At 62.4% G+C, this 17,355-nt stretch carries 18 protein-coding genes; 9 read left to right on the plus strand and 9 right to left on the minus strand.

The window, feature by feature from the left end; translation table 11 throughout:
• Positions 1 to 5 precede the first annotated feature (5 nt).
• The 3 genes from J1777_RS03960 to J1777_RS03970 are packed head-to-tail and all read left to right on the plus strand — an operon-like array spanning position 6 to position 3,207.
• Positions 6 to 587: a biotin transporter BioY gene (locus J1777_RS03960; protein ID WP_207574545.1), complete on the plus strand. Its 582-nt coding sequence runs from the start codon at positions 6 to 8 to the stop codon at positions 585 to 587.
• A complete protein-coding gene (locus J1777_RS03965; protein ID WP_242700373.1) occupies positions 584 to 2,074 on the plus strand; it encodes an AMP-binding protein in 1,491 nt (496 codons plus the stop codon). Before J1777_RS03960 ends, J1777_RS03965 begins: the two co-directional genes overlap by 4 nt.
• Positions 2,065 to 3,207: an acetyl-CoA C-acyltransferase gene (locus J1777_RS03970; protein ID WP_207574546.1), complete on the plus strand. Its 1,143-nt coding sequence runs from the start codon at positions 2,065 to 2,067 to the stop codon at positions 3,205 to 3,207. The genes J1777_RS03965 and J1777_RS03970 overlap by 10 nt, the downstream gene beginning before the upstream one ends.
• 30 nt (positions 3,208 to 3,237) lie before the next feature.
• On the opposite strand, the gene paeA is transcribed toward J1777_RS03970, so the two are convergent.
• From paeA to hemA, 5 genes are all read right to left on the minus strand, one after another.
• Positions 3,238 to 4,572 (minus strand): polyamine export protein PaeA, encoded by a 1,335-nt coding sequence (gene paeA / locus J1777_RS03975; RefSeq protein WP_207574547.1) that lies wholly within the window; start codon positions 4,570 to 4,572, stop codon positions 3,238 to 3,240.
• A gap of 205 nt (positions 4,573 to 4,777) precedes the next feature.
• Positions 4,778 to 5,095 carry a Grx4 family monothiol glutaredoxin gene (grxD, locus tag J1777_RS03980; RefSeq protein WP_207574548.1) on the minus strand — a complete coding sequence of 106 codons (318 nt, stop codon included), beginning with the start codon at positions 5,093 to 5,095 and terminating at the stop codon, positions 4,778 to 4,780.
• A gap of 106 nt (positions 5,096 to 5,201) precedes the next feature.
• Positions 5,202 to 6,077 carry a peptide chain release factor N(5)-glutamine methyltransferase gene (gene prmC / locus J1777_RS03985; protein ID WP_207574549.1) on the minus strand — a complete coding sequence of 292 codons (876 nt, stop codon included), beginning with the start codon at positions 6,075 to 6,077 and terminating at the stop codon, positions 5,202 to 5,204.
• Entirely contained in the window at positions 6,070 to 7,152 is a 1,083-nt protein-coding gene (gene prfA / locus J1777_RS03990; RefSeq protein WP_207574550.1) for a peptide chain release factor 1, read from the minus strand. The genes prmC and prfA overlap by 8 nt, the downstream gene beginning before the upstream one ends.
• 130 nt (positions 7,153 to 7,282) lie before the next feature.
• Positions 7,283 to 8,587: a glutamyl-tRNA reductase gene (gene hemA / locus J1777_RS03995; RefSeq protein WP_207574551.1), complete on the minus strand. Its 1,305-nt coding sequence runs from the start codon at positions 8,585 to 8,587 to the stop codon at positions 7,283 to 7,285.
• A gap of 66 nt (positions 8,588 to 8,653) precedes the next feature.
• Between hemA and J1777_RS04000 the strand changes: the two genes are divergently transcribed.
• Positions 8,654 to 8,947, plus strand: coding sequence for a hypothetical protein (locus tag J1777_RS04000; protein ID WP_242700374.1), 294 nt, complete (start codon positions 8,654 to 8,656; stop codon positions 8,945 to 8,947).
• A gap of 82 nt (positions 8,948 to 9,029) precedes the next feature.
• On the opposite strand, the gene J1777_RS04005 is transcribed toward J1777_RS04000, so the two are convergent.
• Genes J1777_RS04005 through J1777_RS04015 form a run of 3 tightly spaced genes read right to left on the minus strand, consistent with a single transcriptional unit; the run spans position 9,030 to position 12,021 of the window.
• Positions 9,030 to 10,082, minus strand: coding sequence for a DctP family TRAP transporter solute-binding subunit (locus tag J1777_RS04005; protein ID WP_207574552.1), 1,053 nt, complete (start codon positions 10,080 to 10,082; stop codon positions 9,030 to 9,032).
• A 35-nt stretch (positions 10,083 to 10,117) separates the two neighbouring features.
• Entirely contained in the window at positions 10,118 to 11,416 is a 1,299-nt protein-coding gene (locus J1777_RS04010) for a TRAP transporter large permease (protein ID WP_207574553.1), read from the minus strand.
• Positions 11,413 to 12,021 (minus strand): TRAP transporter small permease, encoded by a 609-nt coding sequence (locus J1777_RS04015; protein WP_207574554.1) that lies wholly within the window; start codon positions 12,019 to 12,021, stop codon positions 11,413 to 11,415. Before J1777_RS04015 ends, J1777_RS04010 begins: the two co-directional genes overlap by 4 nt.
• Positions 12,022 to 12,105: 84 nt before the next feature.
• On the opposite strand from J1777_RS04015, the gene J1777_RS04020 reads away from it, so the two are divergent.
• The 5 genes from J1777_RS04020 (at position 12,106) to J1777_RS04040 (ending at position 16,597) form a co-directional block, all read left to right on the plus strand.
• Positions 12,106 to 13,056: a LysR substrate-binding domain-containing protein gene (locus J1777_RS04020; RefSeq protein ID WP_207574555.1), complete on the plus strand. Its 951-nt coding sequence runs from the start codon at positions 12,106 to 12,108 to the stop codon at positions 13,054 to 13,056.
• A gap of 163 nt (positions 13,057 to 13,219) precedes the next feature.
• Positions 13,220 to 14,119 (plus strand): amino acid ABC transporter substrate-binding protein, encoded by a 900-nt coding sequence (locus J1777_RS04025; protein ID WP_207574556.1) that lies wholly within the window; start codon positions 13,220 to 13,222, stop codon positions 14,117 to 14,119.
• A 105-nt stretch (positions 14,120 to 14,224) separates the two neighbouring features.
• Entirely contained in the window at positions 14,225 to 14,983 is a 759-nt protein-coding gene (locus tag J1777_RS04030) for an amino acid ABC transporter permease (protein WP_207574557.1), read from the plus strand.
• 2 nt (positions 14,984 to 14,985) lie between these two features.
• On the plus strand, positions 14,986 to 15,657 hold the full coding sequence (locus J1777_RS04035) for an amino acid ABC transporter permease (RefSeq protein WP_207574558.1): 672 nt from the start codon (positions 14,986 to 14,988) through the stop codon (positions 15,655 to 15,657).
• Positions 15,658 to 15,859: 202 nt separating this feature from the next.
• The gene (locus tag J1777_RS04040; protein WP_207574559.1) at positions 15,860 to 16,597 is read left to right on the plus strand and encodes an amino acid ABC transporter ATP-binding protein; all 738 of its coding nucleotides are present in this window, start codon (positions 15,860 to 15,862) and stop codon (positions 16,595 to 16,597) included.
• 124 nt (positions 16,598 to 16,721) lie between these two features.
• On the opposite strand, the gene J1777_RS04045 is transcribed toward J1777_RS04040, so the two are convergent.
• The gene (locus J1777_RS04045; protein WP_207574560.1) at positions 16,722 to 17,351 is read right to left on the minus strand and encodes a lytic transglycosylase domain-containing protein; all 630 of its coding nucleotides are present in this window, start codon (positions 17,349 to 17,351) and stop codon (positions 16,722 to 16,724) included.
• Between the last annotated feature and the right edge of the window lie 4 nt (positions 17,352 to 17,355).

Here is a 17,355-nt window from a genome sequence, read left to right on the forward strand (position 1 = left end):
TTGCTATGACCACTTTGACGCGCAACAGCGCCCAATCGCTGTCCACCGTTGCCCTGTTTGCCGCTGTCATGGCGGTGCTGGGCCTGGTGCCCAAGATTGACCTGCCCTTTGGCGTGCCCATTACCCTGCAGTCGCTGGGGGTGATGCTGGCCGGGTGCTTGCTGGGCGGCAAGCGCGGCTTTCAGTCGCTGGCCTTGTTTTTGCTGGCCGTGGCCGTGGGGTTGCCGCTGCTCTCAGGCGGGCGCGGGGGGATTGGCGTGTTCATGCTGCCCTCGGCGGGGTATTTGATTGGCTACGCCTTGGCGGCGGGCGTGATTGGCCTGCTCATGGGGCGCTTGCCCAGCAAAACACCCAAGCAAGCGGCGCTCAGCGCCTTGGTGGCCTCGGTGCTGGGCGGGGTGGTGTTTTTGCACGCCCTGGGCATTGCCGGGCTGGTGCTGATAGCGCAAATGCCGCTGGAAAAAGCCTTTCTGCTCGATTTGGCCTTTGTGCCTGGCGATTTGGCCAAGGCGGTGCTGTGCGCCATCGTGGTACACACCGTGGCCAAGGCCCTGCCCGATTGGCCGCTGGGTGGCAAAGCCGCATGAGCGGTCTACACCCCATGCACCCCATGCCTCCCACCACCGCGCCCGTGTCCGCGCCCGTGCCACCGGCGTGGCGCTTGGTACACGACAGCATCGCGCACTGGGCCCAGGTGCAGCCCCAGGCGGTGGCCTTGGCCAGTGAGTGCGAGCAGCTCACCTTTGCCCAACTGCACCAGCGGGTACAGGCACAGGCGGCGCAATGGGGGCAATGGGATGGGGAGCAGGCCGCGCCCACCGTGTTGCTGCCGCTGCACCTGGGGGTGGTCGAGGGACTGGTGCAGTTTCTGGCCGTGCTGGCCAGTGGCCGTTGTGCGGCTATTGGCGATGCGGCCTGGCCCCCGGCCATTGCCCAATCGGTGCAGGCGGCGGTGGCCGCTTTGCCCCCCTACCGGGCTGCAGCGCCAGACCTGATGCCGTTCTACATTGGCTTTACCTCGGGCAGCTCGGGCCAGCCCAAGGGGTTTCGCCGCCACCACCGCTCGTGGGTAGAAAGCTTTGCCATCACCGCCCATACCTTTGGGGCGCAGCTCACCGGCCCGGTGCTGGCCCCAGGGCGCATCAGCCATTCGCTGTTTTTGTTTGCCGCCATGCTGGGGCTGTGGACGGGGCGCGGGGCGCGGGTGCAAGAGAAATTTTCGGCAGAAACCACCTGGGCACAGCTGCAGCAAGCCCCTGGCAGCACCCTGGTGGCCGTGCCCAGCCAGCTTTTGTTGCTGATGCAGATGGCGCAGCGCAAGGGCTGGGCCCCGTTGGCCCAGCCCAGCTTGGTCTTGATCAGCGGGGCCCGCTGGATGCGCGAGCACACGCCGCAGCTGCAAGCGCTTGTGCCGCAGGCGCGGGTGACGGAGTTCTACGGTGCCTCTGAGGCCAGCTACATCACCTGGATGGACGTGGCCGACCGCGCCCACCCGCAGACCGTGGGCCAGCCCTTTGGCAATGTGCAGCTGCGCATCGGCCCCACGCCCCACCGCAGCCTGCCGGTGGGCGAGGTGGGCCGCATCTGGCTGCGCAGCCCCATGCTGTTCATGGATTACGTGCATGCCCTGGATGGCTCGGCCGCCGAGCTGCACGACGGCTGGCTGACCGTGCGCGACATGGGCTGGCTGGATGCGGCCGGCCAGCTCTACCTGTGCGGGCGCGAAAGCCGCATGCTGGTCACCCAGGGTAAAAACCTGTTCCCGGAAGAGGTGGAAGCCTGGCTGCTGGCCCAGCCCGGTGTGGCCCAGGCCAGCGTGATCGGCCTGCCCGATGCACTGCGCGGCCTGCGCATCCATGCCGTGCTGCACGGCACGGATTTGCCTGCGGCCACGGCCCTGGCCGCAGGCTGCCGGGCGCAGCTTGAAGCCTTTAAAACCCCGCGCCGCTGGTGGCGCTGGCAGGGGGCCTGGCCGCAAACGCGCAGCGGCAAAACCGATACGGCAACCCTGCAAGCGGCCGTGGCCCAGGCGCTGGCCGGGCAGCCGCCCGCCGCCTTGCAGCCATGGCGGTAAGCCCCTGCTGGCCCATTCTTGGCTGGGCGCGCACCCCGGTGGCCCCGGTGGGCGGGGCGCTGGCCGCTTGCGCGGTGCCGGATTTGACCACCCCGCTCATCACCCACTTGCTGCAGCGTGCGGGGGTGCCGGCCCAGGCGGTGGATGCGCTCATTCTGGGCAATGCCCTGGGGGCCAATGGCAACCCGGCCCGCCTGGCCGCCTTGAGTGCCGGGCTGCCCGACCGGGTGGCGGCCTGGACGCTCGATAGCCAGTGCTGCGCTGGGCTGGATGCCATCACCCACGCCTGCGCCCTGCTGGCGCTGGGGCAGGCCGACATCGTTATTGCCGGTGGGGCCGAGGCCTGGAGCCGCGCCCCCATTCGCCAGCACCGCCCGCGCCATGCCGCAGAAGTGGCGCAAACCTACGAGCGCCCCGCTTTTGCCCCGCCGGGGCGCGATCGGGACATGCTGGATGCCGCAGCGACCATTGCCGGTGCGCAATCGCTGGCCCGCGCCGCGCAGGAGGCCTGGGCAGTGACCAGCCACGCCCGGGCGCTGGCCTCTGCGCCGGGGGATGACGTGGTGCCGGTGGCCGCACTGCTGCGCGATGCCTACCCCCGCGCCCTGACCCCGGCGCGGGCCGCGCGCATGCCCGTGGTGCGCCCTGGGCGCAGTGCCGCTGGCCAAGATTGCAGCCTGAGCACCGTGGCCATTTCGCCCAAAGCCGATGGGGCCGCCCTGCTGCTGCTGGCCAGCCCGGCGGCCTGCCAGCGCTGGCAGCTGCAGCCGCGTGCGCACTGGTTGGGGGCGGTGAGTGTGGGCGCGGCCCCGGAAACTCCCATGCTGGCGGCCCAGCAGGCGGCGCTGCAGCTTTTGCAACGGCATGGCCTGCAGGCCGCAGCGCTGCAGGTGCTGGAGCTGCACGATGCCTTTGCCGCCCAAGCGCTGGTCTTTGCCCAGGCTTTGGGGGTGCCGCTGGCGGCACTCAACCGCCACGGCGGCGGGCTGGCGCGGGGGCATCCGATTGGGGCCTCGGGGGCGATTGCCCTGGTGCAGGCCCTGGCGCAATTGCAGCCGGGGCAAACCGGCTTGGCCGCCATTGCCGGGGCGGGGGGCTTGGGTAGTGCTGTTTTAGTGCGTTTAGGCTTATAAATAAAGCGGATACAGCTATTGCTTTTGTAATTATTCGGCCGCGGTTTCTGCTGGGGTGGGCATGGCCGTGCCATCGGCGGCCAAGCGGGTGACCAGCACCTGGTCGATGCGGTAGCTGTCCACGTCGATCACCTCAAACTTGTAGCCGCCCCAGTCCACGCTGTCGGTGCGCCGGGGCACGCGGCGCAGCATGACCATGAGAAAGCCGGCCAAGGTGGCGTATTCCTCATCGTGCGGCAGCTCGTCGAGCTGCAGGGCGTGCAGCACATCGTCAATCGGCGTGATGCCGTCAATCAGCCACGAGTTGGCATCGCGGCGCACGATTTGCTCTTCATCGGCATCGGGGCTGACCAGATCGCCCATCACCGTGCTCATCACATCGTTCAAGGTGACCACGCCCACCACCAGGCTGTATTCGTTCAAGATCACGGCAAAGTCTTCGCGCACCTGCTGGAACTGGTCGAGCACTTCGGCCAGGGTGAGCTTGTCCGGCACGATCAGCACGCGGCGAATCAGGCTGCCGTCTTTGAGCGACAGCGGCTGGTTGTTCAGCGCCCGCTGGAACAGGTCTTTGGCATCCACGTAGCCAATCACATGGTCAATGTCGCCATCGCACACCGGGTAGGTGGAATAGGGCTCTTCGGCAATGCGGGCGCGGATGATGTGGTCGGGGTCATCGCGCAAAAAATAGGCGATGCGGTCGCGCTGCGTCATGGCCGAGGGCACGGTGCGCGAGTTCATGTCCATCACATTGGCAATCACCTGCTGCGCCCGCAGCGCCAGCACCCCGGCGCGGGTGCCATCCTTGGTCATGGCCAAGATATCGTCGCTGGTGATGCGCTCATCGCGCACGGCGGGCAGGCGGAAAATTTTGACCACCGCGTTGGCCAGCCAGTCAAACAGCCACACCAGCGGTTTTAAGATCAACATGCACCACAGCATGGGCTGCAGCAGGCGCACGGCCAGGGCTTCGGGCTTGGCCATGCTCACCCGCTTGGGCAGCAGATCGGCAAACAAAATAAACAGCGAAGTCACCGCCACAAACGACAGCAAAAACCCCGTGGTTTGCGCAGGCCGCTGCGGCAGCCACAGCGCAACCACCTCGGTCAGGTAGGGCGATAGCGCCCCTTCGCCGACCACACCGCCCAAAATGGCCACCGCATTCAAGCCAATTTGGGTGACGGTGAAATATTCCCCCGGCTGGCTTTGAATGTGCATCACCCCTTCTGCGCGCTTGTCGCCGTCCTCCAGCATCTGCCGCAGGCGCACCCGCCGCGAGGCCGCAAGGGCAATTTCGGACATAGAGAAAAAAGCGCTGGTGGCAATCAGCAAGGCGATGGTAAGAAGGCTTTGGGTCAAAGTCATAAGTCAATGGGTGGCTGGCAACATGCCCAAGGTTGCCAAAATGCATGCCTCCTGCGCATGCGGGCGTGCAAGATTTTTTGTGCCGCTGCCCTGCGGTCAAAAACGAAAAAACCGCCCAAAAATGGGCGGTTCATCATAAGCGCTTGTTTCTGTGGCCGCTGGGATATTTACCCCCAGGCCCACACTGCGCGCTGTGCTGGCCCCTTTAGGCGGCCAGCAGCTTTTTCAGCTCGCCCGATTCGTACATCTCCATCATGATGTCCGAGCCGCCAATAAATTCGCCCTTCACATACAGCTGGGGGATGGTGGGCCACTGGCTGTAGTCTTTGATGCCCTGGCGGATTTCGTCATCTTCCAGCACGTTTACGGTGGCGATCTGGCTGGCCTCAACGCCGCAGGCTTTCAAAATCTGCACTGCACGGCCCGAGAAGCCGCACTGCGGAAAACTGGCGCTGCCCTTCATGAACAGCAAAATATTGTTGGATTTGACCAATTGGTCGATGCGTTGGTGAACGTCGCTCATGCAGTAACTCCAGGGCTAAAAAGACGCTGCGCTCCAAAGGCGCAACAGCGGGGGATTATTTCATTGTCTGGGTGGACTAGGGGGGTGCAGGGAGAAAGATGGATTTTCAATTTTGATTTAGCCACTGCCCTCCGGTACAACGCCACTGCCCGGCCAGATCTTGGCGGCTGCAGACGTGCGCAAAACCGGTCTGGCGCAAGAGGGTTTGCACCGCCTCGGCCTGGTCCCAGCCGTGCTCCAGCAGCAGCCAGCCGCCTGGGTGCAAATGTGCCGGGGCCTGGGCGGCGATGGCGCGGATATCGTCCAGTCCGTCCGCGCCACTGGTCAGCGCTTGGCGGGGTTCGTGGCGCAGGGCCGCCATGTGCGGATCGTCCTGGCGGATATAGGGCGGATTGCTCACGATGAGGTCGAACACCCCATCGACGCGGCTCAGCCATGCGCCCTGGATGAAGCGCACCGGCAGCTGCAGCCGCTGGGCATTGGCCTGGGCCACGGCCAGCGCATCGGCGCTGACATCCACGGCCGTGACGCTGGCCTGCGGGCGCTGGTGTTGCAGCGCCAAGGCAATGGCCCCGCTGCCGGTGCCCAAATCGGCCACACGGCAGGGGGTATGGGGGGGCATGTGCTCCAGCGCCCATTCGACCAAAATTTCTGTATCCGGGCGCGGATCAAGCACGCGCGCATCCACCTGCAGCGGCAAGCCGAAAAATTCTTTGCAGCCCGTCAGGTAAGCCACCGGCACCGCATCCAGGCGCTGGGCGCACAGGGCGGCGTACTGTTGCGCTTGCGCGGGGGTGAGCAGCTGATCGTCGTGCGTGAGCAGCCAGGCGCGGCTGTTGTGCCCCAGCAGGTGCAGCAGCAGCAGCTGCGCGTCGATGCGCTCCAGCCCGGCCTGCTGGGCCTGGCGCAGTGCTTGGGCGAGGGTGAGCGCATCAATGGGCGCACTAATGGGCGCAGTGGTGAACAGGGCGGGTTTAGGCATTGATCGCCAGCTCTTCGAGCAACTCGGCCTCGCGGGCGGCTTGCAGGGCATCGAGCACTTCGCCCAAATCGCCTTCCATGATGTTCAGCAACTTGTACAAAGTGAGGTTGATGCGGTGGTCGGTCAGCCGCCCTTGTGGAAAGTTGTAGGTGCGGATGCGGTCGCTGCGGTCGCCGCTGCCCACCAAGCCCTTGCGCAGGGCCGCTTCTTTGGCTTCGCGCTCTTTGCGCTCTTTTTCTTGAATCCGCGCTTGCAGCACCTGCAGCGCCTTGGCCTTGTTGCTGTGCTGGCTGCGCCCGTCCTGGCACTCGGCAACGATGCCGGTGGGCAGGTGGACGACGCGCACGGCCGAGTCCGTTTTGTTGATGTGCTGGCCCCCGGCCCCGCTGGCGCGGAAGGTGTCGATGCGCAGGTCGGCCAGGTTCAGGGTGATGGCCTGGGCTTCGTCCGGCTCGGGCATGACGGCCACCGTGCAGGCGCTGGTGTGGATGCGGCCCTGGGTCTCGGTTTCGGGCACGCGCTGCACGCGGTGGCCGCCCGATTCAAAGCGCAGGCGGCCATAGACGTTCTCGCCCTCGATGCGCAGCACCACTTCTTTGAAGCCGCCAATCTCGTTTTCATTGGCACTCATGATCTCCACGCGCCAGCCTTGCTCGGCGGCGTAGCGGGTGTACATGCGCGTGAGGTCGCCGGCAAACAGGGCCGACTCATCGCCGCCGGTGCCAGCGCGGATTTCCATGAAGGCGTTGCGTTCGTCATCCGGGTCTTTGGGCAGCAGCAGGCGCTGCAATTCGTCTTTCAGCTGCTGCAGCTCTTGATCGGCGCTGGCGATTTCTTCCTGGGCCATCTCGGCCATATCGGGGTCAGCGAGCAGCTCGTGCGCGGTGGCGCGGTCAGCCTCGCATTGCTGGTAGCGGGCGTAGCGGCCGGCGATTTGCGTCACGTCGGCGTGTTCGCGCGAGATGCGGCGGTACTGCTGCATGTCGCCCATGATGTCTTCGCGCGAGAGGAGAAAGTCCAGTTCGTGCAGGCGCTGGGTGTAGCGCTCCAGCTGGCGGCGCAGAAAATCTTGCATAAGAAGGGCTAAAGAGGCAGAAAGCTATTGAATAAATAGCTGTTAGCGCTTGCAATACAAGGTTTTCAGGTGTTTTATCCTTAAAAATCAATCAGGACAAGCGCCAGCAGCTACGAAAGCAAGGGCAGCGCTAACGCTGCGAACCCTGGGCCGTGCGCCCGCGCAGGAACAGGCGCTGCACGGTGGCGGCGGCTTGCTCGCGCTCGGCTTCGCTGCCCTGGCGCAAGGCGGTCATGCTGCCGTGCAGCATTTTTTGCGTCAGGCCGCGCGAGAGGGCTTCCAGCACGGTGTCCACATCCTCGCCCTTGGCCAGCAGCTTTTTAGCGCGGGCGATTTCTTGGGCCCGCCAGGCATCGGTTTGCTGGTTGAGCTGCTGGATGAGCGGCACCGCGCCACCTTGCGGATTGCGTTGTTCTAGCCAGTGCAAAAAGCTTTGCACGCCGTGGTCGATGATGACTTCGGCCTGCTCGACGGCCGCCTGGCGCTGGGCCTGGCCGGTGCGCACCACGCTGGCCAGATCATCGACGGTGTAGAGGTACACGTCGCGCAGGTCTTTGACCTCGGATTCGATGTCGCGCGGCACGGCCAGATCGACCATGAAGATGGGGCGGTGTTTGCGCTTTTTTAAGGCCCGTTCAACCGCGCCCAGGCCGATGATGGGCAGGGTGGATGCGGTGCAGCTGATCACCGCATCGTATTCGTGCAGGTGCTCGGGCAGCTCGGCCAGCGGCATGGTGCTGGCACCAAACTGGGCGGCCAGTTTTTCGCCGCGTTCGGCCGTGCGGTTGGCAATCGTCATCTGCTTGGGATGGCGGGCGGCAAAGTGGGTCGAGACCAGCTCAATCATCTCGCCCGCGCCGACGAACAGGATGCGAATTTGCGTCAAATCCTCAAACAGCTGGCTGGCCAAGCGCACGGCAGCGGCGGCCATGCTGATGCTGTGCGCACCGATTTCTGTGCTGCTGCGCACCTCTTTGGCCACCGCAAAGCTGCGCTGGAACAGCTGGTGCAAGGTGCTGCCCAGCGCCCCGGCATCTTCGGCCGCGCGCACGGCGTTTTTCAGCTGGCCCAAAATTTGCGCCTCTCCCAGCACCATGGAGTCGAGGCCCGATGCCACGCGAAAGGCATGGCGGGCCACGCCACCGTCTTCCAGCAAGTAGGAGTGCGAGCGCAGCACCTCGGGGCTGACACCGCCGGACTGGGCCAGCCAGCCCAGGGTGTGGTCCAGCGCGGGGGCGTTGGCGGCGCAGTAAATTTCGGTGCGGTTGCAGGTGGAGAGGATGGCAGTTTCTACCTGCGGGTGGTGGGTGGCGCTGGTCAATGCGCTGCGCAGCCCCTGCAACGTAGGGGCGATTTGATCGAGTGCAAACGCAAAACGGCCGCGCAAATCGAGCGGTGCCGTGTTGTGGTTGATGCCTAATGCCCAAACTGCCATAGGGCGCGATTATAAAATTAGTTACCGGCCCAGGGTTAGCCCGAGGGGAAACACTTGATCTGGGTCATGTTGAACATGGATTTCATCGTCTTTTTTTGGCACTTGCTGAACTTTTTCGCCCCGGCGGCCTTTTTGGCCCTGGCCTTGGGCCTGGGGGCGTGGTTGCTGCGCATACCTCGGCGTTTGCCGTGGTGGACGGGTGTGGGCCTGAATTTTGTGCTGGGCTGCAGTGTGCTGGGGGCGGGCTTGGTGCTGACGGGCAGCGATGGCAAGCTGGTGACTTACGTTGCTTTGGTGCTGGCCATGGGCTCGGGCCAGTGGCTGCTGACCCCAGGGGGCGAGCCCACGATTGAAAAATAGCAAAGCGCTTGCCGCTTATAAATAAAGGGATTCAGGTAAATATATGCCTGAATCCCTTTTTAAATTGAGCGTAAACAGCTCTTTATTTGCGAGCGGCAATCGCCTTTTCGGCCATATCGACCAGGTTGGTGCCAATTTGCGGTTTCCACTTGGTGTAAACGGCCTTGGTGGCATCGGCAAAGGCTTTGCGCTGCTCGGCGTTCAGGTCGGTGACGGTCACGCCCAGGGCCTCCAGCTCTTTGACCAAAGGTTTGCCGGCTTCGACCAAGCCTTTGCGGGCAATGGCGATTTCTTCGCGGCCCGCATCAATGGCGGCCTGGCGCACGATCTCGCGGTCTTCGGGGGTCCAGCTGGCCCACACGTCTTTGTTCACCACAAAAATCAGCGGGTCGTTCATGTAGCCCCACAGGGTGACGTGTTTTTGGCCCACCGATTGCAGTTTGGCGGCCTGGAAGACGGACAGGGGGTTTTCTTGCCCATCCACCGCTTTGCTGGCCATGGCGGGCTGGGCATCGGCCCAGCTCATTTGGGTGGGGTTGGCCCCCAGGGCGGTGAAGGTGTCCAGGAACAGCGGGGAGCCGACCACGCGCAGCTTCAGGCCTTTCAAATCGGCCGGTTGGGTGATGGCGTGTTTGGAGTTGCTGATTTCGCGGTAGCCGTTTTCGCCCCAGGCCAGGGGCTGCACGCCGGCTTTGTCCAGAATTTTGAAAATCTCTTGGCCCGGTGCGCCCTGGGTGACGGCATCGACGGCAGCAAAGTCGGGGAACAAGAAGGGCAGCGAGAACAGGTTCAGCGCTTTGACCTGGGGCGACCAGTTGATGGTTGAGCCCACCGCCATGTCGATCACGCCCTGGCGGATGGCGCTGAACTCGCGCGTTTGGTCGCCCTGCACCAGCGAGGTGCCGGGGTAGAGCTTGATATTGATGCGCCCGTTGGTGCGCTCGCGCACCTTATCGGCCCACAGCTGGCCGCCTTGTCCCCAGGGGAAGGCGATGCCCAGCACCAGCGACATGCGGTATTCGTCCTTGTACTTGGCCTGCGTCTGGGCGGCGGTGGGCAGGCCCACGGCCAGCAAGGTGGCTGCGGCCGCCGTGGCGGTCAGCAGGGTGCGCAAAGAAGGTTTTTGCAGTTTCATGAGATGTCTCCTATCGTTTTACGAACACGGGGTGGTCAATACCCCAGCTTGTGTGGCAGCCACAGCGCAATCTGCGGCCACTGCAACACCATGAGCATGGCCACGGTCATGGCCAGCACCAGCCACAGCACCCAGCGGGTGGTGGCTTCCATGCGCACTTGGGCGATCTTGCTGGCCACCATCAGGTTCACGGCCATCGGAGGGGTGAATTGGCCAATGGCCACCGTCAGCACCGTCAGCACGCCAAACCACACCACGTCCCATTGGTAATGCACCATCAGCGGGTACAGCAGGGGCACAAAAATCAGCAGGATGGAGATGCCGTCCAAAAACATGCCCAGCACCAGCAGCAGGGCCAGCACCAACAGCAAAATGCCCGTGGAGCCAAGGCCGGAGTTCACGATGGCTTGGGTGATCGGGTCAATCACCCCCAGAGTGGACAGCGAGAAGGCGAAGATGCCCGCCAGCGAGACCACGATCAAAATCACCGCCGACAACTCGCCCGCTTCGCGCAGGATGTCAAACAAATCGCGCACGCCAATGCTGCGGTGCACGACCATGCCGACAAACAGGCCGTAGAACACGGCCACCACGGCGGCCTCGGTGGGTGTGAACCAGCCCATGCGCATGCCGCCCAAAATCAGCACCGGCGCGGCCAGCCCCCAGGCGGCTTCGCGCAAGCTTTTCCAGAACGGCGGGCGTGGCAAGCTGGCTTCAAGTTGGCCCATGCCGTGGCGGCGGGCCAGCCAGACGGCAGGAATAATCAGCGCCAGCCCGGCCAGCACCCCAGGAAACAGGCCTGCGGCAAACAGTGCGGGCACCGAAGCGCCGGGCACCAACACCGAATACACAATAAAAGCCACCGAGGGCGGAATCAAAATATCGGTCGCCGCTGCCCCGGCCACCACGCTGGCGGAGAAGCCGGCGGGGTACCCGGCGCGGTGCATGGCAGCAATCATCACCCCACCCACCGCTGCGGCAGTGGCCGGGCCCGAGCCGGAGATGCCGCCCATGAACATGGCCACGCCAATGGCCACCAGCGGCAGCATGCCGGGGCCGCGCCCAACGATGGCGACGGCAAAATTCACCAACCGCGCCGCCACGCCAGAGCGGTCAAAAATTGAGCCCACCAGCACAAACATTGGAATGGCCAGCAGCGGGTATTTGCCCAGTCCGGCGTAAAAGTTTTGCGGCACGGCCAACAGGCCAAACCATTGGCTGTCGGCATTGGCCAGGGCGATGCAGGCCGCCCCCGCCAGCCCCAGGGCGGCCCCAATGGGCACCCCGGCCATCATCATGGTCAAGAAAACAATAAACAGCAGGCTGGCAATCATGGCTGATCCGCCTGTGCTGTTTGTGCTGGGGTGGTTGTGGCGCTGGCGCTGGCGCTGGCGGTGTTTTCGGCCATGCCAGCGTCTTCGATCATTTCAGGGGCAAAGGCCGCTGGATGGCCTTGGCGCACAAACAAACCCAAGGCACGCAAGGCAATGGCCACCGAGCAAATGGGCAGCCACATCGAATACCACCACTGCGGCACGCCAATGCCGGGCGAGGTTTCTTCATAGCGCCAGTCGTCCCAGACCAGGCGCACGCTGAGCACGGCCAGCACGGTAAAGAGCAGGGCCGTCATCAGCGCCCCCAGCCGGGCCAAACGGCGGCGGCGCTGGGCGCTGCCATTGCCGCTGAAAAATTCAATGCGAATGTGCTGGTCGCGCGCCACGGCCGAGCTGCCGCCGACCATGGCCAGCACGATCATTAAAAAGATGGAGATTTCTTCGGTCCAGGCAAACGAGGTATCGGTGAAGTAGCGCAGCAGCACATTGGCAAAGGTGATCAAGGCCAGGGCGGCCATGATGAGCACGACCAACCAATCTTCTAAGGCCAAGGCTTTGGCCGTGGGCGGGGGGGCAGGATTGGCAGTGGGCGGGAAATCGGTCATAGCGGCGCATTATTGCGAACTTCACCCCTGACGAACTGCAAAGCCAGCACCCGCCAAACACGAAGGCAGCGCGATAATTGCACGATGGAAACCAAATGGCTTGAAGATTTTGTCAGCTTGGCCGAGACGCGCAGCTTTAGCCGCTCCGCCCAGCTGCGTCACGTTACGCAACCGGCTTTCTCGCGCCGCATCCAGGCGCTGGAGGCCTGGGCCGGGGCCGATCTGGTCGATCGCAGCTCCTACCCCACACGCCTGACCCCGGCAGGCAAGACCATGTACGACCAGGCGCTGGAGATGCTGCAAGCGCTGCAAAGCACGCGCTCGATGCTGCGGGCGCACGCCAGCTCGGATGCCAGCATGGTGGGCTTTGCCGTGCCGCATACGCTGGCTTTTACCTTTTTTCCGCGCTGGGTGGCGCAGGTGCAGGCCAGCTTCGGGCCGTTCAAAAGCCGCCTGATTGCGCTGAACGTCCACGATGCGGTGATGCGCTTGGTGGAGGGCGGTTGTGATCTGCTCATCGTGTACCACCACAGCTCGCAACCGCTGGAGCTGGATGCTTCGCGCTACGAAATGGTCAATCTGGGGCAAGAACTGCTGGCCCCGTATTGCAAACCGGATAACCTGGGCCAGCCGCTGTTTCCACTGCCCGGTAGCAGTGAGCGCCCCTTGCCGTTTTTGGCCTATGGCCCCGGTGCTTACCTGGGCCGCTTGACGGAGCTGATTTTGAAAGAGGCCGGTGTGCCTGTGCACTTAGAGCGGGCCTATGAAACCGACATGGCCGAAGGCTTGAAAGCCATGGCGCTGGAGGGCTTGGGGGTGGCCTTTTTGCCCTTTAGCGCGGTGCGCGATGAGCTGCAAAATGGCCGCTTGGTGAATGCCGCCTTGCCTGGCGGCCCGCAATTTTCACTGCCGATGAATTTGCTGGGCTACCGCGAAAAACCCAATCCCAATCACAGCAACAAAGAAAACCGGGTTGTGCACGCCCTGTGGCATTTCTTGCAAGAGCAGGCGGCAGGCTTGCCTTTGGCCGGATAAACAAAAAAAATGCAGGTTTAAGGGTTTTTCCGGAGGAAACCACCAATAGTCGGGCGGCCTGCGTCCTTTACGATGGGGTGCTTATTCTTTTGCGTGCCATTTTTTGAATGCACAATTTGCACACGCTTTCGTATCACGCTGGCAACAGCAAGGAGACCCCCCTATGAAAAAACATTTGCTAGCACTGGCGGTAACCGCATTGGCCGCCACCAGCGCCATGGCCCAGGCGGGCGACACCCTGGCCAAAGTCAAATCTTCGGGTGCCATTACTTTGGGCGTGCGGGAATCGTCCGGCGCTTTGGGCTACACCCTGGGCGACGGCAAGTTTGTGGGTTTCCACACGGAAATGGCCGAAAACATTGCCCGCGATATGCAAAAAAATCTGGGCTTGGCCAAGCTGGACATTAAATACCAGCCAGTGACCTCGCAAAACCGCATTCCGCTGGTCACCAACGGTACTGTTGATTTGGAGTGCGGCTCCACCACCAACGACCTGAACCGCCAAAAAGAGGTGGATTTTGCCAACACCACCTATGTGGAGCAGGTGCGCATTGCAGTGCGCAAAGACTCCAACATCAAAGAGGTGGAAGACCTCAACGGCAAGACCGTGGCCACCACCACCGGCACCACTTCGGTGCAACTGCTGCGCCAAAGCAAGCGCGGCGGCAACATCGACTTTAAAAACATCTTGGGCAAAGACCATGCCGACAGCTTCTTGCTGCTGGAAACCGGCCGGGCCGATGCCTTTGTGATGGATGGCTCCATCTTGGCGGGCAACATCTCTAAATCCAAAAACGCCAAGGATTTCGTGATTGTGGGCGAGCCCCTGTCCACCGAACCCATCGCCTGCATGGTGCGCAAGAACGACCCAGCGTTCCTGAAAGCCGTGAACGACTCCATCGCCCGCCAAGCCAACGATGGCACCTTGGCCAAGCTGTGGGATAAGTGGTTCATCCAGCCGATCCCGCCTGCCAACGTGGCTGTGGGCCTGCCCCTGTCGGATGCCACCAAAAATGCCTGGGCCAACCCCAACAACAAGCCCAAGGAAGATTACAACAAGTAATTACTGAGTTGGCCGATCACGCCCCTGCCCGCTTTGCGCGGGCGGGGCGTTTTTGTTGGTGTTTCATTGTTGGTGATCGCTCTGCTTTAAGAGGAGGTGCCCCCTATGGCATGGGATTGGCAAGTGTTTTGTGAAGACACCCTGGACCGCAGCCCGGTGCCCGGATGTTTTGGTAAGAATGGTGACATCACTTACCTTGACTGGATGCTGTCTGCCTGGGGCTGGACGGTGTCGGTGTCGGTATTGGCCCTGCTGCTGGCGTTGGCCAGCGGCATGATTATTGGCGTGCTGCGCACCCTGCCTAATAACAAGTGGGCGGTGCGCTTTGGCAATGCGTGGGTGGAGTTTTTTCGCAATATTCCGCTGCTGGTGCAGATTTTTCTGTGGTACCACGTGATTCCGGCGATTTTCCCGGCGCTCAAATCGGTCTCCGGCTTTGTGTTGGTGGTGCTGGCCCTGGGGTTTTTCACCTCGGCGCGCATTGCTGAGCAGGTGCGCTCAGGGATCGAGGCGCTGCCACGCGGCCAGCGCCATGCGGCCATGGCCATGGGTTTTACCACTTGGCAGGTGTACCGCTATGTGCTGCTGCCCAATGCGCTGCGCATCATCATTCCGCCGCTGACCAGCGAGACGATGAATATTTTCAAAAACTCTTCCGTGGCCTTTGCCGTCTCGGTGGCCGAGCTGACCATGTACGCCATGCAGGTGCAGGAAGAAACCGGGCGCGGGGTCGAGGTGTACCTGGCAGTGACGGGCCTGTACGTCATTTCGGCCTTTGCCATCAACCGCATCATGGCCTGGATTGAAAAACGCTCGCGGGTGCCAGGTCTGAGTGCGCCGAGCATGGCAGGTGGGGGGCATTGAGCATGAATCTTTCTCTCGATTGGTCGTTTTACAACTGGGACTTGATCAGCAACTTTGTCCTTAAAGGGCTGGCTTTTAGCCTGATGCTGACAGTGATTGCCACCGTGGGCGGGGTGTTTTTTGGCACGCTGCTGGCGCTGATGCGCTTGTCCGGGAAAAAGTGGCTGGATGTGCCCGCCACCATCTACGTAAACGGTATGCGCTCCATTCCGCTGGTGATGGTGATTTTGTGGTTCTTTCTGCTGGTGCCCATGCTCATTGGCCGCCCGATTGGCGCAGAGATTTCGGCCATCATCACCTTCACGGCCTTTGAGGCGGCGTACTTCTCGGAAATCATGCGGGCGGGCATCCAGTCCGTGCCCCGTGGCCAGGTATTTGCCGGGCAGGCGCTGGGCATGAGCTACGGGCAGAACATGCGCTTGGTGGTGCTGCCGCAAGCGTTTCGCAACATGCTGCCGGTGCTGCTGACGCAAACCATCATCCTGTTCCAGGACACCTCGCTGGTGTACGCCATTGGCGCTTACGACATGCTCAAGGGCTTTGAAGTGGCGGGCAAAAACTATGGCCGCCCGGTCGAGGCTTATATCGCTGCGGCGGTACTTTATTTTGTGATTTGCTTTGGCCTGTCGTGGATTGTCAAACGCATCCACAAGAAGATTGCCATCATCCGCTAAGAACGTGTTCATGATCTCGAATGAAGGTGTGGGGGCTGCGGTTCGGGATGGGTTGCGAGGCGCAAACCACAGCAATAGCTTGGCTATTGCGAGGATTTGCAACGACGCAGACCGCCCGAAGCCGCGCCCGCACACCCATGAGGAGATCGTGAACACGTTCTAAGCCCGGCGCATGCACAGCGCAACAGCGAAAGGAATTTTTATGATTGAAATGAAAAACGTCTCCAAGTGGTACGGCAGCTTTCAGGTGCTGAACGAGTGCTCGACCAACATCGAAAAAGGCGAAGTGGTCGTGGTCTGCGGGCCGTCTGGCTCGGGCAAATCGACCTTGATCAAAACCATCAACGCGCTGGAGCCCATCCAGCAGGGCGAAATCTGGGTGAATGGCGTGGGCGTACACGACCCCAAAACCAACCTGCCCAAGCTGCGCAGCCAGGTGGGCATGGTGTTTCAGCACTTTGAGCTGTTTCCGCACCTGACGGTGACCGAGAACCTGACCATCGCCCAAATGAAGGTGCTGGGCCGCAACGACACCGATGCCAAGGCCCACGGCCTGAAATACCTTGAGCGCGTGGGCCTGCTGGCGCACCGGGACAAATTCCCCGGCCAGCTCTCGGGCGGTCAGCAGCAGCGCGTGGCGATTGCCCGGGCGCTGTCCATGGACCCCATCGTCATGCTGTTCGATGAGCCCACCAGCGCCCTCGACCCCGAAATGGTGGGCGAAGTGCTGGATGTGATGGTCAGCCTGGCCCATGAGGGCATGACCATGATGTGCGTGACCCACGAAATGGGCTTTGCCAAAAAAGTGGCCAGCCGCGTCATCTTTATGGACGTGGGCGGCAAGATGCTGGAGGACTGCTCGAAAGACGACTTCTTCGGCCACCCCGAGGCCCGCCAGCCGCGCACCAAGGATTTCTTAAGCAAAATCTTGCAGCATTGATTGCAGCGTGGCTGCTTTTGCTCCTTAAAAGAGAGCTGTTTGCGCTTTATCTATATAATTTTTATGGCTTAAAGCCTTATAAATCCATATAAATAAGCGCTTACAGCTCTCTTTTTTATATTATTTATATTTGCTCTTGCGCTTGAAACACCCACTGGCGCTGCGCAGCAAACACGGCATTGGGGTATTGCGGCTTGCCCCGGCTGCCGTTGTAGCGGCCCAAGGCCAAGTACATATTGCCTTTTTCGCGCTCCAGGTAGTGGCGCAGGATGACGCAGCCAAAGCGCAGATTGGTCTGCATGTGAAACAGCTTGCCGGGGTCGCCGTCGCCAATCACCCGCGTCCAAAACGGCATGATCTGCATATAACCCCGTGCCCCGGCGTGGGAGATGACGAATTTGCGAAAGCCGCTTTCCACCTGAATCAGCCCCAGCACCAGCGACACTTCCAGCCCGGCGCGGGTGGCCTCATACCACAGGGTTTGTAAAAAATCGCGGCGCACCTCCCAGTCGGGCATGCGCTTGCGCAGCTTGTCGCTGGTGGCGGTCAGCCAGCGCAGATACTGCAGGCGCGAATCGGTCGAGGCAAAAATCGGCTCTGGGGGCGAGAGCTCATTCACCGCCGCTTGCAGTGCCGAGCGCACCGAGTCGATCAGCGGCTCTTCAATCTGTGCCCCGGCCTGGGCCGGCAGCTGGGCCAAAGCCGCCCAGGCACCGGCCCCGAGCAAACAATGGCGGCGCGTGAGCAGGCCCATGGCG

The organism is Comamonas denitrificans (assembly GCF_017368815.1).
GTDB classification, from domain to species: Bacteria; Pseudomonadota; Gammaproteobacteria; order Burkholderiales; family Burkholderiaceae_C; genus Comamonas; species Comamonas denitrificans.

What these genes read in the sequence shown, in the direction of transcription:
- J1777_RS03960 (WP_207574545.1), top strand. Translation starts at nt 6, where the DNA reads ATGACCACTTTGACGCGCAACAGCGCCCAATCGCTGTCCACCGTTGCC.
- J1777_RS03965 (WP_242700373.1), top strand. Translation starts at nt 584, where the DNA reads ATGAGCGGTCTACACCCCATGCACCCCATGCCTCCCACCACCGCGCCC.
- J1777_RS03970 (WP_207574546.1), top strand. Translation starts at nt 2,065, where the DNA reads ATGGCGGTAAGCCCCTGCTGGCCCATTCTTGGCTGGGCGCGCACCCCG.
- paeA (WP_207574547.1), bottom strand. Translation starts at nt 4,572, where the DNA reads ATGACTTTGACCCAAAGCCTTCTTACCATCGCCTTGCTGATTGCCACC.
- grxD (WP_207574548.1), bottom strand. Translation starts at nt 5,095, where the DNA reads ATGAGCGACGTTCACCAACGCATCGACCAATTGGTCAAATCCAACAAT.
- prmC (WP_207574549.1), bottom strand. Translation starts at nt 6,077, where the DNA reads ATGCCTAAACCCGCCCTGTTCACCACTGCGCCCATTAGTGCGCCCATT.
- prfA (WP_207574550.1), bottom strand. Translation starts at nt 7,152, where the DNA reads ATGCAAGATTTTCTGCGCCGCCAGCTGGAGCGCTACACCCAGCGCCTG.
- hemA (WP_207574551.1), bottom strand. Translation starts at nt 8,587, where the DNA reads ATGGCAGTTTGGGCATTAGGCATCAACCACAACACGGCACCGCTCGAT.
- J1777_RS04000 (WP_242700374.1), top strand. Translation starts at nt 8,654, where the DNA reads ATGTTGAACATGGATTTCATCGTCTTTTTTTGGCACTTGCTGAACTTT.
- J1777_RS04005 (WP_207574552.1), bottom strand. Translation starts at nt 10,082, where the DNA reads ATGAAACTGCAAAAACCTTCTTTGCGCACCCTGCTGACCGCCACGGCG.
- J1777_RS04010 (WP_207574553.1), bottom strand. Translation starts at nt 11,416, where the DNA reads ATGATTGCCAGCCTGCTGTTTATTGTTTTCTTGACCATGATGATGGCC.
- J1777_RS04015 (WP_207574554.1), bottom strand. Translation starts at nt 12,021, where the DNA reads ATGACCGATTTCCCGCCCACTGCCAATCCTGCCCCCCCGCCCACGGCC.
- J1777_RS04020 (WP_207574555.1), top strand. Translation starts at nt 12,106, where the DNA reads ATGGAAACCAAATGGCTTGAAGATTTTGTCAGCTTGGCCGAGACGCGC.
- J1777_RS04025 (WP_207574556.1), top strand. Translation starts at nt 13,220, where the DNA reads ATGAAAAAACATTTGCTAGCACTGGCGGTAACCGCATTGGCCGCCACC.
- J1777_RS04030 (WP_207574557.1), top strand. Translation starts at nt 14,225, where the DNA reads ATGGCATGGGATTGGCAAGTGTTTTGTGAAGACACCCTGGACCGCAGC.
- J1777_RS04035 (WP_207574558.1), top strand. Translation starts at nt 14,986, where the DNA reads ATGAATCTTTCTCTCGATTGGTCGTTTTACAACTGGGACTTGATCAGC.
- J1777_RS04040 (WP_207574559.1), top strand. Translation starts at nt 15,860, where the DNA reads ATGATTGAAATGAAAAACGTCTCCAAGTGGTACGGCAGCTTTCAGGTG.
- J1777_RS04045 (WP_207574560.1), bottom strand. Translation starts at nt 17,351, where the DNA reads ATGGGCCTGCTCACGCGCCGCCATTGTTTGCTCGGGGCCGGTGCCTGG.